Here is a 16,057-nt window from a genome sequence, read left to right as displayed (position 1 = left end):
AGATCGATCACATACGAAACTGGTTGAACAATGCCTCCGGTCGCATAACTATTCCAGGTGGTAGCGAAATTCGGCGCCGTTTTCGACAATTTGAATCCGATTTGCCAGACATGTGTGCGGCCATCCCAATCGAACTGGAAGAACTCACCTACAATGACTACTCCAATTTTGTTTCAGAGTGGCTCCGCGAGAACTAAACGCAATATCCGAACTTGAGTTAGATTCCTCAATTCAGAGTCTCCCCGCCCACCGAACCTTTTCCCCTCGAACTTCGCCCTGTTAGATGAAGGGAGAGCGATCTAATGGGGTTCCTCGATGATCAGAGGCTGGTCCAACGGATAGGGTCCGGCGACGAGCAGGCCTTCGTGACGCTGATCCGCCGCTATGAACGTTCCTTGGCGGCATTGATCCGGGATCGAATCGGTGCCGTGGACGCGGTCGAAGACGTGCTGCAGGAGACGCTCGTACACGCCTGGTCGGGACTGCGCGATAAATCACCCCGGCATGTGCGGGCCTGGCTCTACCAGGTCGCGCGCAATCGGTGCGCCGACTACCTGCGCTCTGCACAGCGAAGGGAGCAATTCGTCGACCCGGAGGAACTCGCAACCATGTTGAACCGCTTCGGTGTGCCGGCGGTCCGCCAACGCCGGGCAGCGAAGGATGTGGTCGATGCTTTCGATCACGTACCCGAGAAGGAACGGGCGGCACTCAGGTCGTTCTACCTGGATGGGTTGAGCATAGCGGAAATCGCGGCCCGGCATCGCTGTCCACCGGGAACCATCAAGCGAAGGTTGTCCCACGGCAGGGACATGGTCCGCACCGAACTGGGCGTGACCACGAACAGAAGGAGCACGGCCATGAGCGCAGAAAGCAGCACAGGGAAGAAGGGGTTTCCGGAACTTCGGCCCCACATATCCATCGAGAAAAGTACAGGTACCCCTTTCTCCATCGATTTCCGGGAGCTGGCCTGGTGGTTCATCGTTCCCGAAATCGGCGAGCAGGTCTGTTGGGCCGACTACGAGCCAACCCGCGATGGAACGGCCTGGAAGTTGACCGAGGACAAAACCGCAGCCGCCCGCCGACACGCGATCATACACGGACGGGAATGCGTCGAAATCAAGATCGAGGAACATCGCCATCAGGACCGGGAAGGCCTACTTCCGCTCAACCACGATCCGGACAAGATGGCCCGCCATACCCGGTTCTGGGGCCGCCTGACAGAGACGGAAGTGCACTGGCTGGCCGTCGAGAGCATGAAATCCGATGGCACCAGGGAACTGCTGACCTGTCTAGATGAGGACTTTGGATGGGATTGGGGTATGTCGGCTCGTCATGTCGAAGACAAGGGCTACCTCTCGGAGCAAGCCGACGGTACGTTGACGAAAAACCCGGATGCGCCGCAGGTGTTCTCGCACGGCCTTTACACATTGCGCATCGGCGACCGGGCTTTCGAATGCATGCGCGTGTTCGACATCGACGAAGATGCGTCCGAACGTGCGGTGCTGGTCATGGCGTTCGTCACCCGCGCGGGCCGCACGGTCCTGTTCCGGCGATACAACGGAAACCTCTGGGGAAAGCGGGAGAAGCCGCCCCACTCCTGGGGCGTCGAAATGACGTGGGAGGAGGATCTGCCGCATACCGACCGCCTCGTAATCGACGGCGTCAAGTACGTACATCACTACGACAGCCTGACGGACGTGGCATGTGGACTGAGAGCGTAAGTGGCTCTGCCAATGAAACGAAGCGAGTGCATGAATATCACTAGATTCAACAGCAAGAATCCGACTCTTATGCATAAGGAGTCTCAGAGCGTGTTCCCTATCGGTCAATGCGGCATCCTGCATTTAGTCGATCAGTGTGTTCCATCAAGCCACGTTCGGGTCAGAGCCTTTGCGAATGTTTCATACACCATATGGGGAGCAAACCAATTAGCACGAGAACCTCATTGGACGAATACCGCATTCGAAACCGTGTCGCGGTCTGGGGAGTTCCCGAGAACACTCGATGGTGGTTTACTGTCGTCTATCTGGCACTCACGGCCGCAGGCCATGTTGTTATCTGGAAATTCGGGGTTTACGTACTTTCAGTCGAGCTTGTATTGGACTACATTGTCAAGATCGGTGTATCATCGATTTTCGCTACATTTACTCTTATAGAAGGAGTGGACTTTATGGGATGGCTTTACGAATCAATTAAGCAACGACACAGGGAAGAGGGTCGTGAAGAGGGTCGTGAAGAGGGTCGGAAAGAAAGAGACCAGGCCTACAGAGAGTGGATCAGCAGGGAACAGGAGGCCGGTACACTTGGCACACCGAAGCAAAGTCCTCCACCGTTTATTGAGGACGTTGCCTCACAATCAGAACGAGGTGAGGTATAGAACGTATTACCACGAGTCGTCTGGAACTGGTATCGATGAGCCCGGGACTGCTGGAAGCGCTACTCGCCCGGAATCGTGTGTTGGCGGAGAAGATTGGCGGCTACACGATACCGGAAGATTTCGTGATCAACGTTCGCACTTTACGAACGCGACTGAGACAGCTACATGCTCGCCCGGAGGCGCAGCCCTGGTTGTCGCGTGCCATTGTTTTAAAGCAGTCGCAGACGATGTGCGGACGAATCGGTTTCCATTCCGAGCCGGGTCCCGAGGAACTTCGAAATGTAGCGGCGGATGGAGTAGAACTCGGCTATGAAATCGGTGAGTCCTTCCGCCGACGTGGCATAGGCAAGGAAGCGGCAATCGGATTGATGAAATGGGCGTATGAAGAACATGATCAGCGATGTTTTGTCCTGTCGATTAGCCCGGATAATGTACCATCCCTGCGAATGGCCCGGTCGATGGGGTTTCGAGAAACAGGTTGCCATATTGATGAAGAGGACGGCCTGGAACTGTACTTCGAGCGACGATTGGCCTGTTGGCCTGTCGAATGGACAACGGCATCCGGGCGCCGTAGTGCGGGGAGCTTGAATGCCGAGACAGGATTTAAGAAATAAGTCCACTGAGGAAGTAAAGACCTTCCTCAACAGCCGGCGTGGTCTTTTGCCGCTCGAACTGCACTGCGACAACCGCGAGATCACGTGGTTCGACTTTGGGGACATGCATCTGCGCGAGACTTTTCTCGAGATCTCCGCGGAAGAACGACTTTCGCAGCATGCCGACGCTTTGACCGTGGTTACCGATCTCGAAGTACTCGAGACGCCGGATCTATATGCTGACGCCCTTGCGCCTTCAGGGTTCATCTTCCACGTGGGGCGATGCGGTTCGACCCTGCTAGCCAAGGTGTTGTCGAGCCTGGACCGGCACATTGTGATCAAAGAAGCGGAACCTGTACAACAACTATTGGGTGTTGAATACGAAGAGGTATTCAGGAATAAACGCGCATCATATTTCCAGTCCCTGGTCAACATCTATGGCCACAGACGGCTGCCGGTACACGAACGGTTCTTCGTTAAGTTCTCCAGCAATCACGTTAAACGATTGGAAATGATCCGAGGGCTCTATCCCGGCGTCCCGTGGTTGTTCCTCTATCGCAATCCTTACGAGATCATTCCGACCTTTCTCGAAGGGCCCGCGTGGTTCATCCGCAACAAGAACACTCCCGAAGGCGCCTTTGATGCCGGCCTTCCGATAGAAGCGATCGAACGGATGAGCGATCTGGCATTCAGCGTACGGGTTGAATCGTCCACGCTCCGGATCGCCATTGAAAACACCTGCGATCATTGCCTGTTCGTGGACTATACGCAGTTGAAGCCCGAAAACCTCCCGAGGATCCTGCGCTTCTTCGGACTCAAGGTGACCAGGGAAGAATATGATAAAATGTTCGAGCCGTTCGGATTCTACTCGAAGCACGATGGGGAGTCCGTGCCGTTCGTGCCGGATGGCGCGTCAAAACGGGATAAAGTGACGGACGAAATCAGGGAGGCCATCGAGGAGGAACTGTGGGATCTGTATCAGGCTCTCCATCACTCGGAACGTAACCTGGAGCGGGTCTATTCCTGAAGCTATACCTGGTGGGGAATCTCGGCCATGAGTGCCAGGAGGTTCGTTTCGCTGTCCCGGAAGAACGCCATCCACAGTTCATGATCCTCAAGATCGGCGATCTTGTGCGGCCGTCCAACAAACTTTACGTTCCGGTCCTTCAAAACCCCATAGGCGTCCTGTATATCGTCGACTTTGTAATACAGTATGGAAGTGTGAATATCTTCAAACCCCTCCTCGGGGATATTCAGCATGAGACGCACGCCCGCGCAGTCGAAGAACGCCATGTTCGGCACCTGGAACAGGAACCGCATGCGCAATTGATCGCGATAGTAGGAAACGGCCCTGTCGAGATCCTTCACGGTGACGGAAACCTGGCCGATGGCCGAAAGGCCGAATTCGTCTTGTTGCGACATGTTGGACCTCCTGTTGACCGCTCGTCGACTCCAATCACTTTCGTGAACGTAACGTCAGTGCTGCTTCAGCGCGTTGACCGGGTTCCTGCCCGCCGCAGCCAGCGCATGCGCCCCGATCGTCAACCAGGCGATGACGAGCGCGACGACGCCTCCCGCGATGAACCACGCAAAGCTGATTCCCGCCGAATAGGCGTAGTTCTGCAGCCATCGGGACATGACGAAATACGCCAACGGCCAGGCGATGACGTTGGCCAGCAGGACATACTTCATGAAGTCCCTGGAGAGCAGCAGCACGATGTCTGAAACGGTGGCTCCGAGCACCTTTCGGATCCCGATCTCACGGGTTCTCTGCTGGATTGAGAAGGATGCCAGACCGAACAGCCCAAGGCACGCGACGAGGATCGCAAGAAAGGCGAAGACAGCGAAGACCGTACCCAGTTGGCGTTCGGCGCGGTAAAGGCTGTCGAAATCGTCGTCGAGGAACGTGAATGCCAGTGGGTAAAGGGGATCGACCTCCTGCCATACCTCCTCGATCCGGGAGATAGTGTCCGTTACGTCCTCAGGCCTGATCCGGATAAGCACATCGGTGAAGTAGGGGGGATAGTGCGTGAATACGATCGGCTCGATTTCCTCGCGAATCGATTGGAGGTGAAAATCCTCCACGACCCCCAGCACGCGTCCCCGTAATCCACCGTATTCAATCCATTCAACTGACTCGCCGATCGCATCGGGAGGCGCTTCCCAGCCCAGTTTCTGTACCGCAGTCTCGTTCAACATGATGACCATGGTCGAATCCATACCCCATTCGACCGGAAAGTTCCGGCCCGCCACGAGGTCTATTCCCATGACGTCCAGGAACCGGTCGTCCGATGTGAGCAGGGATACAATGAGATTGTCCTCGGGGCTCATCTCATCAGAACGGACGGCCATAATCCGCGGTGCCTTCACGCCCGGGACCCCATCGGTCGTCGCCATTCCGACCACACCGGGCAACTGCGCCAGCCGCTGTTTCAGTACCGGGGTGCTTTCCCGTTGCTCACGTCCCGTGATTTTAACGACCATCACGTGCTCTTTGTTGAAACCGAGTCTCATGTTTTGTATGTACTCAAGTTGATCGTATATGACAGCGGTGCTGATCAGCAGAAAGATGGACATGACGAATTGGATCACGACCAGGACCTGACGGAGCCCCATCCCATGTGTTCCCGACTTCAAACTTCCTTTCAATACTTCGGTGGGCAGGAAGCCTGAGAGATAGACCGCGGGATAGCTGCCGGCCGCTACTGCGATCACGAGGGTACCCGCCACGAGTGCCCCCAGCACCAATCCGTTCGTCAGCGCGAAGTCCAGTTGCTTTCCGGCCAGCGCATTCACGCCGGGCAGGCAGAGATACACAAGCGCGATCGCGACGATCATGGCGAGTCCCGTCATAACGACGGCTTCTCCCAGGAACTGCCCCAGCAACTGCAACCGGTTGGCCCCCATCACTTTGCGCACGCCCACCTCCCTAGCGCGCATGGCCGACCGCGCCGTGGCCAGATTCACGAAGTTGATGCATGCGATAAGCGGAATCAGCAGCGCGATGATCAGGAAGAGCACCACGTAGCGAAAATCACCATTGGGTTCGAGCTCGCTGTCCCGGTGCGAATGCAGGTGGATGTCCAACAGCGGTTGCAGCGAGGGTCTCAATACCTTGGTCGATTCGCTGAACCTGCCCGACTTGTTCCGTTCTAAAAAAGCAGGCAGTTGCGCTTCCAGGTCATCCGGAGAGGCGTTCTCATGCAGCAGGATGTAGGTATATTGATTCTCGTGCATCTCCCATTCATCGAGGCTGTTCGGATACAGGGCATTTCGTGTCAGGAGGGATATGATCATGTCCGGGCGCAGATGCGAATTGGCGGGGATGTTCCGCATGACGGCGGTCACCGTAAAATCCCACAGGTTATCCCCCCTGAGGACTTTCCCCATGGGATCAACGTCGCCAAAGTACTTGAAGGCCATTTCCTCCGATATCACGATCGAATACGGTTCAGTCAGCGCGGTCCGGGGGTCGCCGGTGACGAAGGGAATGGAAAACATTTCAAGCAGGGCCGCGTCGGCCCAGATGACCTTTTGCTCGTAGAAACGTTTTTCTTCATGCATGATGAACCAGGCCGATGTCGTGCCCCTCACCCGGGCGAACAGTTCGATTTCGGGGAAATCACGCTTCAGGGCGGGTCCCCAACCCAAGGGCGATCCCGCCGTCCGCACGGTCTGTCCGGTGCTTTCTATGTCATCGACGATCCGGTATACCCGGTCGGCATGGGGATGATACCGATCGTAGCTCAACTCGTCCCAGACGTAGAGCAGGATCAGCATGCAGGCCGACAGCCCGATCGCGAGCCCCACGATGTTGATGAGCGTGTAGGCAGGGTACCTGAGGAGGTTTCGAACGGCGACGGTGAGGTAGTTTTGGAGCACTTCTGTCTCGCGTAAAGGAAGATTAAGTGCTATGCTGGAAAGTGTTATTTATGCAAGATACATCCTGATTTCAGTTACTCAACATAAGTTACTATCGCAATCTTGGAATACCGGAATTTGATGATGACTGATCCCTCGACCGATCCGATGACCGACACATCGCAACAGGCGTCGATCCCCGTAATCCGCCATGAAAGACCGCGGTTGTACAGGCCTGCCGACGATCCTGGCTTCCGTTTCGAGGCTCCGGCCGATCCGGTCCGTCGTCGCATCCTCTCCAAACTCCTGGCCGACTGTGAACTGTATGCAGGCCAGCGTCCCTGGCGACGGGTTCCGTGTCGGGCGCACAGCCCGCACCCTAACCACCAGCTCTACCTGACCTTCTATACCGCCATGCAGGCCACGGCCCTGATCGAGAACTACGCCTTTGCCTGGCGGCTCACGAGCGACCCGCGCTGGCTTGGACGGGCCCGCGCATGGCTGCGGGCAGCCGCTGGATGGGACCACGACGACCATGTGGAGGAGCACTTCTACACCGCCAACCGCTATATGCATGCTTTCGCGTTTGCGCTCGACCTGATGGACGAGGTATTACCTGACGCCGAGAAGCGTCAGGTCCGTGATTGCCTCGCGGGGCTGATGGAACGATGGTGGCCGTACGTAGACGAACGTCGTCACAATACGGCGGGCGGGCACCACACCGTCGTCGACTATGGGCACTTCGGGGTGGCCGCGGTGCACCTGCTGGGTGAGCACCCCAGGGCCGAAACATGGTTGCAGGGGGTAATCGATCGATTCCGCGGAGCCATTCTTCCAAACGGCTGCGGTCCCGGTGGCGAGCCCATCGATGGGCCCACCTTCTGGGGCTTTGAGAACCTCTGGCTGCTGCATTTCGCCGATGCGCTGCGCAATGTAACCGGCATCGACCTGCTTGGCGAGGCACCCGCCAGGCTGCGTCTGCCGCTGAACTGGTTCCGCGCCCACTGGACAGCCGCGCGCAAGATACCCGATCAGCTCTACTATCCCCCCAATGCAAACATCCTGCTCGGCGGCCAGCTCAATGTCAATTCGCCGGTGCTGCTGAGGCTGGCCCAGGAGGCAGGAGACGGGAGGCTGCGCGACGTGGCGCTCTCCGATCCCCGCCTGGGCAGGTTGTTACGCTTCGGAATGGGCGTCAAGGGGTCGACGGCGGAGTGCATGATTTCCTACGGGCCGTACGCCTATTGCTACTATGATCCCGCGTTTCGGCCGACCAGGGCGCGGCGCGTGACGACGCTGGCGGGACGATTCGACATGTACACGGGCCGTTTCGCGGTGATGCGCAGCGGTCACGATCCCGATGCAGCCATGCTATGTGTCAGCGGGTATGACGGCGGTCTGGCTGCCAGCTTCATGGACCTGCACGTTCATTGGGCGGGCAGTCCCCTGCTTCAGACCATCAGTGCCTTCGAGGCCCAGCCGGTGCGTTGCGGCAGCCTGCCCTGCGTGGGCGGCCAGAACGAGAACGTCGCCAAATTGGGCGGCCTGAAGCGCACGAAGGACTGGCAACGGCTGCGTGTTTACTCCAGGCGAACCGAGCACGAATACTGGGTTTCTCGGGGAGACTATCCGATCCTGCTCGTTGCGCTGAGGCGTCGTCCGCGCGGCGTGCGGGTTGTTAAAGAGGGTGTTTCGCATATCCGGTTGCGTGGGGGTGATGCCCTGCAATATGACGCAGAACCCTGGTTCCGCGCCAACGGTGGACGCCTGCGTATTCGCTTCCGGTTGCGGGGACGCGCGAACAGCCCAAGGGTGTTGTTCAATGCAGGGAACGGTGTAGGCGGGCATTTCGGGACGGGCGTCAACACCTTCGCGCTCTTTGTGGACACGGACGGACGATTGTGTTTCAGCGTGCAAAGCCAGAACAGCAACCTGGTTACCGTGTATGCTCCGGGTACGGTAGGCGTGGGAGCCTGGCACGAAGCGCAGATCGCCTGGGACGGCTTCAACCGGCGCGGCGCCAAACCGTGGATGGAGATTGCCCTTGATGGCAAGTCGAATCGCTTGGACGACCCGGCGGTCTTCGGCGAGATGGGACGGGACTCGCAGGGTCTCGCTTCGCGGAAGGAGCCGCGCACGTTCTACGCCAGGCCCAATACCGCCCTGGCCTTTGGCGGCTCGATACAGACGCCCGGAGTAACTGCGGACTGCGATCTGTCCCTGATTGACCTTCACTGTCCTGGTCGACGCCGGCTTACCGTGGACCCGGCCGTTGGCCTGGGACCCGAGACCGGTGGCGGCGAATTGGCTTATAAGCTGAATCCCGTGGATCTGCTCGGCCTGGAGGGAGACCGCGCCCGTCTTGGTGCGGGATCTCGGGAGGTGGAGTTGATTTCAGTATTTGGCAGCGGCCTGACCATGCGGAAGGAGGAGGTACCCTATGCGCCTCCGGGGCTCGCAGCCGGCAGTCTGGTCAGCTTTCTCCCGGATGCTACCGAGCCATCAACGCGGCTGGTGGCGGGTGCAGCCGCCGACGTCCTGGTCCTGGCATTCTGCGGGCGTACGTCGAAGGCCCGGGTTACACGGAAGGATGACCGGTTCCGCTTGAGTGCGGGCGGCCGGGCGTATTCATTTGAGGTTTCGCAGGGCCGTGGTGGGATACTGCGGCTGCGCCTGGGACCTAAGTAGTGGTCTCCGGACTTGTAGGCTTCATCTGGATCGCCGCTGGCTCACCAACCATTCCCAAAGTTCGGGATCACCGTACGCATTTTCCCATGCCCCGACATGTCCGGCTTCCGGGTACACGGTAAAGCGGACATTGCCCCCGGCTTCGTCAAGCGCATCGACCATCTCCTGTGATCGCTCGAGCGGCACGGCTTCGTCCTTCGCGCCGTGGAATACCCAGGTCGGAATCTCTTTCATCAGCGGTGCTTTCTCAGGCTCCCCGCCTCCACAGATGGGAACGGCTGCGGCGAACAGGTCAGGATAGGTGTAGGCCAGACCCCACGACCCATACCCGCCCATGCTGAGACCGGTCACGTAGATCCGGGACGTATCGATGCGGTGGGTTGCGACGACTTCGTTAATCAGTGCATGAAGTGTTTCGATGGACCACCACACGCCTTCAGGACATTGGGGTGATATGACCACGAAAGGGAAGTCCTCCCCTTCCGCGATCATCTTCGGTGGTCCGTGGACTTTCACCAGTTCAAGGTCGTCTCCTCGCTCGCCGGCACCGTGCAGGAAGAGGAGCAATGGCCATTTGTCTTCGGTTTCGTCGTATGCTGGTGGCAGATAAAGCAGGTATTGCATCTCGATTTGCTCTCCGTTTGTAGGCGCCAGACGTTTCGCAACCTGTCTATCTTCGGACTGGGCATCGCTGGGGCGGACAATCAGAAGCATGCAGCAGAACGCGAGCACCAGCGTGAAATACATTCGTGCAATCATATCGGGCTTCTCTCCTGTTCAATGCCGACTTGTTGATGTCTGCCGAGATGTTTGATACAAGTGCCCGCGTGAGCCTGGATTCCGGTCAGGGTCTCGGCGGTTCGCACAACTCGACCACGGTTCCGTCGTGCACTGGCGTCGTGAAACGCAGCACACCGGGCCGCACGACTTCTGCTGACAGTTGCACGCCGTCCACCACGACGCGTGGATCACGGCACCAGGCTGGCGGGACACCGGCTTCCATGGTCAGACTGCGGTATGGAACACGTTCGGGCAGTTCCAGCAGGCCTATGTGGTAGCGTTGTGCTCCGGTGTGCCAGGAGTCGGTGCCGCCATTCCCAGCCTCGCCGTCTTCCACCGTCTCGACCCGCGCGTGACGCCGCACCAGGTGATAACTGAGGGCTTCTTCGGGCACTGCACACCAAACCGCGTCACCTCCCTCGGCCAGGACCGTTTCAAGGCGTTGCCTGAGTTGGGCTTCGGAGCAGTCCTTGTTGGGATGGACGGCCGTTTCCAAAGGGCAGTGACAGTAGTCGATGAGCCAGCCCTGCACTTCCTGTGCCTGGCGGATGTTCCGGAATGGATCGTAAGCACTGTAAAAGGGCGGGTAGTAGTGGTCGTGCAGTGGAGTGCGGTTGATCCAGAAAAGCTCGTCTCCGGGTAGATTGAGCGCGTCCGTCAGGCTCATGGCGCCCAGATAGCCGTAGCGGCGGCAGGCTTCGAGGACGTGGTCGGCCATGTTGGTGTTGTCCCCGGGCGAGCAGTAGAGGATGATCGACTCACCGACGGCTTCCTCCAGCACCAGCTTGGCGTGGCCAATCTCCTTATCCACCATCTCGGGCGTGATGATCTCATGGCTCCACGAATGATTGCCCACGCCCCAGCCGCGGGCGAGCAGGTCGTGCAGTTCATCCGCGTTCATATGGCGATAGCCGTTGAAACTGGAATTGCCGATGTTCCGGATCTCGCCCAACTGGCCGACGACGACCTCGACGTGGCCGGGGATGCCGTACTCCTCGTGCATGGGAATGGCGAATCGATGCAGGTCGGCAAGGGCCTCGTCGTAGGTGATCGAGTAAACCCAGCGCTTGCCGTACTTCCAGGGACAGATGCTCAGGCTCATGGTGCGTGACTCACATCAGTTGGACCGATCGTCCTGGACTTGCTTTACAGCCTGCTGGAACTGCGCAAAGGTGCAGCCGTGGCCGAGGGTCCACTCGAAGATGTGGAGCCCATAGTTCGTCGCGAGTCGTTGGGGGAAGGTGTCCGGCGACTCGACGCCGACGGTTCCGTCCCGGATCACTACGCAGCGGTATCCGCGCGCGAGCATGTGCCGGGCGCCGCCTTCGGCGCCGAGTAGGCACATGTCGGTCGCGAACCCCATGTAGATGAGCGTCTCGATGCCGCGTCCGCGCAGGAATTCGTCCAGCGTGTCGGAGTAGAAGACGAGGGGCTCGTCTCCAACCGGAGAGACGATTTCGGCACGCCGCATTTCCGCCAGGGGTGAGCGCTCCATGTAGTCGACACCGTGGGCCCGTTCGAACAGCTCCCGCCTGACCGGGTGAACGGATGCCGGCCCGTCCGACCGCCGTGACTCGATGTGGGGGTACTTCCGGTCCATCCAGTCCGTCTCGACGTGGCAGACCGCCATCCCGACCGAACGGGCCAGGTCCATGGCCGGCCGGATGACTTCGGCCATGATGCGGGCGGCCTCCACCGTCGGCTGGGGCCAGCCCATACCCACGCAATAGTTAGCGTCCGTAGGCGGACCGTCGGGACAGCCGATGTTCCAGCAGTGGAGGCCGATCAGGGCAGTCTTTTCGACGGGCAGTAAAAGGGTGACTTCCTCGTATCCCGCACGGTCCGTCGGCACAGAACGGTAGTAGCGGGCGTCGAGTTGGAGCGTTTTCTCCACGGCGTGATCTCCTGCGTGTTCATCCATCGCCGGTCCGTCGTTTTCACTCATCGCCGGTTCTTGTCGGCAACGCGGCGCACGATCGCGGCCGCCTGTTCGCAGTGGCGGGGCTCGTACTTGTCGCAGAACGAGCTCCAGCGGATGAAGCGTTCCAGTATCCCGTGGGCGTTCGGACAGTTTTCCGCGTCATAGCGGTATGTGCGGGATGCCGGCGGCTGCGAATAGGGGAAACGCCGGTGCTTTGCCGACTCGTTCAGGAAGGGCAGGGCCACTGGCAGCAGATAGTAGCGCATCGGGCTCGCCCCCGGGATGCCGCCTGCCGCCACCTGGGCCCCGAATTCCTCCACGTCGCATCGGAACCGGTCCGGGTCGATGGTGAATCCAGCCATCCAGCAGGAGTATACTTCGGTCTCCGGTGGGATCGGCAATGCCGTAATGCCCGGAATCTCGTCGAGGAGCACGCTCAACAGGCGGATCATGCGATCGCGTTTCTCCACCTGCGGCTTGATGATCTCCAGCTGGGCCAGGCTGAGCGCCGCGGTGGACTGGGTCATGCGGTGGGCGAATCCGTTGGCGGTGTGCACGCGCCCGAAGTGCTCGACCATTTCCCCGGCCCTGCTCTGGCCGATGAACCGTGCCCGTTCGGCCAGCGCATCGTCGTCGGTGAGTATGCAGCCGCCCACATCGGAGCCCATGGTCTTCTCCGCGTCGAAGGAAAACCCCCCGGCCGTCGCCAGGGTGCCGGCATAGCGGCCCTTGTAGCGGCCGAAGACCGCCTGGCAGGCATCCTCGTAGACGACCAACCCGTGGCGGGCGGCGACGTCGTTGATGGCGTCCATGTCGCAGATCAGGCCGCTGAGGTGCACGACGAGGATCGCCCTTGTTCGATCGGAGATACACGTCTCGATGGTCTCGGCGCTCACGTTGATCGTTCCGGGCGCGGTGTCGGCGAACACGGGGATGTAGCCGGCACTGATCACTCCCTGCACGGTGCCGAAGTCGCTGACCGAGCTCACGATGATCTCGTCGCCCGGTTCGAAGTCTAAAGCCGCCGCCAGCACGGCCAGGGCCGGCGTACATCCCGGTGTGGCGATGCAGTGGGCGACGCCGTTGGCCTCGGCGAAGGCGCACTCGAACCGGCCCACCATGTCGCAGGTCAGTCCGGAATCGACGACTTCGGCCAGGTAATCCATGGCGCGGGGACCGATCTCGCGGGGAAAGGGCTGTGGCAGGGGACCGCCTGAATCCTGCTGGGTGGCGGCTCCGTAGCGTGCGTGCTCGCGCTCAACCCGGTCGGATACTGTTTCGGACGTCATGCCGTCTCCATTCATACTTTGTTCGCGTTAACCCGCCCTTGCGCCGTCCGGCACAGGTAATTCGGGTACCAACAGGCATGGTTTAATCTCGTCCGCATACCCTATGTCGAAGAGCATGCCCTGGGAGACTTCACCGGCCATCTTCCTCTCGGCCAGGTTCACCACGAAGAGGGCTTGCTTGCCTTCGATTTCCTTCGGGTCCGACCGTTCCTGCTTGATTCCTGCAAGGATCGACCGGGTATGGTCTCCGAAGTCGACTGTCAGCTTCACGAGTTTGTTCGATGCGGCCACATCTTCGACCGCGGTGATCGTACCGGCGCGAATGTCGAGTTTCTCAAAATCCTCGAAAGAGATGGTTTCTTTAATCGGAGCAGGTTTCATGATTGAATGGCCTCGAATTCCGGTTTCAAAATGCCGAACACAATCCTGTCCCAGCGCTGATTGGACCAGTACACGGCCTCTCGTTCCCGTCCTTCCTGCACAAACCCGACCTTCTCCAGCACCCTGATGGCGCTTGCGTTGTTCGCCATTGTCGCGGCCGAAATCCTTTGCAGGTCCAGGTGCTCAAATCCGTACCGAAGCATGACGACGGCGGCATCCGTACAGTATCCCTTGCCCCGGTCTTTTTTAAGTGCAATGCCGGCACCGAGGCTCGCGGTGCGATTCCTCCAGTCGATTCCGGACAGTTGTATGTCGCCAACGATGTTGCCTTCATCATCGAAGATACCCAGGTAGATTTGACTCTTTTCCTGTTTTTCCTGGATCTCCTCAAACCATTTTTCCGATCCCTCGACCGAGAGACCCGGCCTGACCGGTTCAGTCGGCACGGGTTCCACGGGCTCGTAGTTTTCCCACAGGAAGCGGCAATGCGCCCGTTCCATGGTCCGCAACACCACTTTCTTACCACGCAATTCAATCATCAAAGTAACCCGCCATCTAAGATAACCCGTCGCTATTTTGTTGGCCATGCCAGCTTGACCGCGAACTCGGCTAGCGGTCCTAGAGGCAGCTCCCGTACCCGGCTTTCGGTCAGCCACTCACAGTGATCGGTCGATCCTTCCCTTTCGGGTCTCAAGTCGAACGTCGCTAGCTCAACCTCGTAGACGATCCCGATGTGATGTACCGGATCGCCCTGCCAGTCCGTCCGACCTTCGTAAGCATGCGAATACACGGAGGCCACGTGGTACGCCTTGATGTCTACGAGTCCCGTCTCCTCCTCCAGCTCACGGCACAACGCGGCATCCGGATGCTCTCCCCATTCGATTCCGCCGCCGGGCATCGTCCACAGGCCTCCGTCCTCGAGACCGGCCGTCGCGCGAACCAGGAGCAGGCGATTCGAGGGGTCGCGGCACAGCGCGTAGGCGCCGATGTGAACGTGCTGATTATCGGTTTCGGCGGTCATAAATCGTTTCGCTCGGAGTGTCTATGATCCGTTCAGCTATACACCACCCTATTCAGCCAGTCGATACAGGGGTACTCGCCGCCCAATGCCATACTGCACAACGCGGACCAGAGTTTGTAACCGTTCGATCCATTGGCCATGGCCACTATACCTGTCCCCTCTTCAGGATATCCTAAAGCAAATGCCTTGAAGGGACCGTTGTCACCCCAATGCCAGATAGCTTTCAGCCCATTATGGTTTTGGGTGGCCCAGCCAAGTCCCCACGAAACAAACGGATCATCCTTTATCGGGACATCTGGCCAATTGTCATGCCATGAAGCAGAATCGTTTACCGGGACCTGTGCGGTGGTCATTTCCTTCGCCAACTTGGTATCGATATGCCACGAAGCGTCAGGGTCCGGACGCATACATGCACACAAGATTCTTGCGACGTCCGAAGGCGTCGAATGAAGGCTGGCGGCGGAACACATGGACCGGTACAACTGCTTTTTTACCGGTTTCCCGTGTTCATCGTGTCCGGTTGCCATGCCAGGCACCTGATCCGATGTACATAGATACGTGCTGTACTTCATTCCTGCCGGCTTAAACAACTCAGACTGCATGTAAGATTCACCAATCTGTCCAGTTACATGCTCAAACACACGCTGCACGTACATGTATCCTTCACCGGAATAACTGAAACGCTCGCCAGGTTCGAAAAAAGATTGCAGTGGTTTGCCTTCAGGATTCCATCCTTCCGCATCCCAGCAGTCCGGACGCCAGTTAGGGAAACCGGCTGTATGTGCGAGGGCTTGCCGCATCGTAATCATCTGAACCTTGGGCTCATCGGGAACATAGGGCTCGGACAGGTACTGGGAAAGTGGTTTGTCCAGTGCCATTCGTCCCGATTCGCATAGTTTAAGTGCAGCATAGGCGAAAACTGGCTTGCTCAATGAACAGCCTTCGAAAACAGTTCCCGGACTTAGTGGCTCACGTGATTCCGCGTTCATTACGCCGAAGCCTTGCGTCCATGCGGTGTCCCCATTTTGTATCAACGCGATCGAGAGCCCTGGAACATTGGCTTCGTGCATTATCCGAGGGATGCGTTCTTCCAGAAGCGACACCAGTTGGCCGAGTGTCTTATTGGATTTTGACGTCACGTTGCCC

At 58.7% G+C, this 16,057-nt stretch carries 15 protein-coding genes; 5 read left to right on the top strand and 10 right to left on the bottom strand.

Features of this window, described 5'->3' with window-relative positions; all coding sequences use genetic code 11:
• The first annotated feature begins 302 nt into the window (after nt 1-302).
• The 4 genes from F4Z81_13140 (at nt 303) to F4Z81_13125 (ending at nt 3,997) form a co-directional block, all read left to right on the top strand.
• Nucleotides 303-1,721 (top strand): RNA polymerase sigma factor, encoded by a 1,419-nt coding sequence (locus F4Z81_13140; protein ID MXW05994.1) that lies wholly within the window; start codon nt 303-305, stop codon nt 1,719-1,721.
• A gap of 224 nt (nt 1,722-1,945) precedes the next feature.
• Nucleotides 1,946-2,377 (top strand): hypothetical protein, encoded by a 432-nt coding sequence (locus F4Z81_13135; protein MXW05993.1) that lies wholly within the window; start codon nt 1,946-1,948, stop codon nt 2,375-2,377.
• Nucleotides 2,378-2,412: 35 nt separating this feature from the next.
• Nucleotides 2,413-2,991, top strand: coding sequence for a GNAT family N-acetyltransferase (locus F4Z81_13130; GenBank protein ID MXW05992.1), 579 nt, complete (start codon nt 2,413-2,415; stop codon nt 2,989-2,991).
• 46 nt (nt 2,992-3,037) lie between these two features.
• Nucleotides 3,038-3,997 carry a hypothetical protein gene (locus tag F4Z81_13125; protein MXW05991.1) on the top strand — a complete coding sequence of 320 codons (960 nt, stop codon included), beginning with the start codon at nt 3,038-3,040 and terminating at the stop codon, nt 3,995-3,997.
• A 2-nt stretch (nt 3,998-3,999) separates the two neighbouring features.
• Here F4Z81_13125 and F4Z81_13120 read toward each other — a convergent pair whose 3' ends face one another.
• Together F4Z81_13120 and F4Z81_13115 are read right to left on the bottom strand one after the other, a co-directional pair.
• Nucleotides 4,000-4,392, bottom strand: coding sequence for a VOC family protein (locus F4Z81_13120; protein MXW05990.1), 393 nt, complete (start codon nt 4,390-4,392; stop codon nt 4,000-4,002).
• Between the two features lie 54 nt (nt 4,393-4,446).
• The gene (locus F4Z81_13115) at nt 4,447-6,852 is read right to left on the bottom strand and encodes an FtsX-like permease family protein (GenBank protein ID MXW05989.1); all 2,406 of its coding nucleotides are present in this window, start codon (nt 6,850-6,852) and stop codon (nt 4,447-4,449) included.
• Nucleotides 6,853-7,245: 393 nt separating this feature from the next.
• Here F4Z81_13115 and F4Z81_13110 point away from each other — a divergent pair, with 393 nt between their 5' ends.
• Nucleotides 7,246-9,519 (top strand): hypothetical protein, encoded by a 2,274-nt coding sequence (locus tag F4Z81_13110; GenBank protein ID MXW05988.1) that lies wholly within the window; start codon nt 7,246-7,248, stop codon nt 9,517-9,519.
• 21 nt (nt 9,520-9,540) lie between these two features.
• Here F4Z81_13110 and F4Z81_13105 read toward each other — a convergent pair whose 3' ends face one another.
• The 8 genes from F4Z81_13105 to F4Z81_13070 all read right to left on the bottom strand — a co-directional run bounded on the left by F4Z81_13105 (nt 9,541) and on the right by F4Z81_13070 (nt 16,050).
• Nucleotides 9,541-10,233: a prolyl oligopeptidase family serine peptidase gene (locus F4Z81_13105; protein MXW05987.1), complete on the bottom strand. Its 693-nt coding sequence runs from the start codon at nt 10,231-10,233 to the stop codon at nt 9,541-9,543.
• Nucleotides 10,234-10,363: 130 nt separating this feature from the next.
• Nucleotides 10,364-11,401 carry a polysaccharide deacetylase family protein gene (locus tag F4Z81_13100; GenBank protein MXW05986.1) on the bottom strand — a complete coding sequence of 346 codons (1,038 nt, stop codon included), beginning with the start codon at nt 11,399-11,401 and terminating at the stop codon, nt 10,364-10,366.
• Nucleotides 11,402-11,416: 15 nt separating this feature from the next.
• Complete coding sequence (locus F4Z81_13095) at nt 11,417-12,244, bottom strand: cysteine hydrolase family protein (protein ID MXW05985.1); 828 nt, start codon at nt 12,242-12,244, stop codon at nt 11,417-11,419.
• The gene (locus tag F4Z81_13090; protein ID MXW05984.1) at nt 12,241-13,524 is read right to left on the bottom strand and encodes an aminotransferase class V-fold PLP-dependent enzyme; all 1,284 of its coding nucleotides are present in this window, start codon (nt 13,522-13,524) and stop codon (nt 12,241-12,243) included. Before F4Z81_13090 ends, F4Z81_13095 begins: the two co-directional genes overlap by 4 nt.
• Nucleotides 13,525-13,536: 12 nt before the next feature.
• Nucleotides 13,537-13,890, bottom strand: a complete 354-nt coding sequence (locus F4Z81_13085; protein ID MXW05983.1) for a tRNA-binding protein — start codon at nt 13,888-13,890, stop codon at nt 13,537-13,539.
• Nucleotides 13,887-14,546, bottom strand: coding sequence for a GNAT family N-acetyltransferase (locus tag F4Z81_13080; GenBank protein ID MXW05982.1), 660 nt, complete (start codon nt 14,544-14,546; stop codon nt 13,887-13,889). Before F4Z81_13080 ends, F4Z81_13085 begins: the two co-directional genes overlap by 4 nt.
• On the bottom strand, nt 14,462-14,911 hold the full coding sequence (locus F4Z81_13075) for an NUDIX domain-containing protein (GenBank protein MXW05981.1): 450 nt from the start codon (nt 14,909-14,911) through the stop codon (nt 14,462-14,464). Before F4Z81_13075 ends, F4Z81_13080 begins: the two co-directional genes overlap by 85 nt.
• Nucleotides 14,912-14,943: 32 nt before the next feature.
• Nucleotides 14,944-16,050, bottom strand: a complete 1,107-nt coding sequence (locus F4Z81_13070) for a beta-lactamase family protein (protein MXW05980.1) — start codon at nt 16,048-16,050, stop codon at nt 14,944-14,946.
• Nucleotides 16,051-16,057 lie beyond the last annotated feature (7 nt).

The sequence above is a fragment of the Gemmatimonadota bacterium genome, from assembly GCA_009835325.1.
Taxonomy (GTDB): domain Bacteria; phylum JAAXHH01; class JAAXHH01; order JAAXHH01; family JAAXHH01; genus JAAXHH01.
Note: the sequence above shows the minus strand (reverse complement) of the source record. Positions and strands in the feature narration are given on the sequence as shown.

Bases quoted from the DNA above. Each gene is read 5' to 3' on its own strand.
- F4Z81_13100 (MXW05986.1), bottom strand. From the start codon at position 11,401: ATGAGCCTGAGCATCTGTCCCTGGAAGTACGGCAAGCGCTGGGTTTAC.
- F4Z81_13090 (MXW05984.1), bottom strand. From the start codon at position 13,524: ATGAATGGAGACGGCATGACGTCCGAAACAGTATCCGACCGGGTTGAG.
- F4Z81_13120 (MXW05990.1), bottom strand. From the start codon at position 4,392: ATGTCGCAACAAGACGAATTCGGCCTTTCGGCCATCGGCCAGGTTTCC.
- F4Z81_13110 (MXW05988.1), top strand. From the start codon at position 7,246: ATGCAGGCCACGGCCCTGATCGAGAACTACGCCTTTGCCTGGCGGCTC.
- F4Z81_13075 (MXW05981.1), bottom strand. From the start codon at position 14,911: ATGACCGCCGAAACCGATAATCAGCACGTTCACATCGGCGCCTACGCG.
- F4Z81_13105 (MXW05987.1), bottom strand. From the start codon at position 10,233: ATGCTTCTGATTGTCCGCCCCAGCGATGCCCAGTCCGAAGATAGACAG.
- F4Z81_13095 (MXW05985.1), bottom strand. From the start codon at position 12,244: ATGAGTGAAAACGACGGACCGGCGATGGATGAACACGCAGGAGATCAC.
- F4Z81_13140 (MXW05994.1), top strand. From the start codon at position 303: ATGGGGTTCCTCGATGATCAGAGGCTGGTCCAACGGATAGGGTCCGGC.
- F4Z81_13130 (MXW05992.1), top strand. From the start codon at position 2,413: ATGAGCCCGGGACTGCTGGAAGCGCTACTCGCCCGGAATCGTGTGTTG.
- F4Z81_13085 (MXW05983.1), bottom strand. From the start codon at position 13,890: ATGAAACCTGCTCCGATTAAAGAAACCATCTCTTTCGAGGATTTTGAG.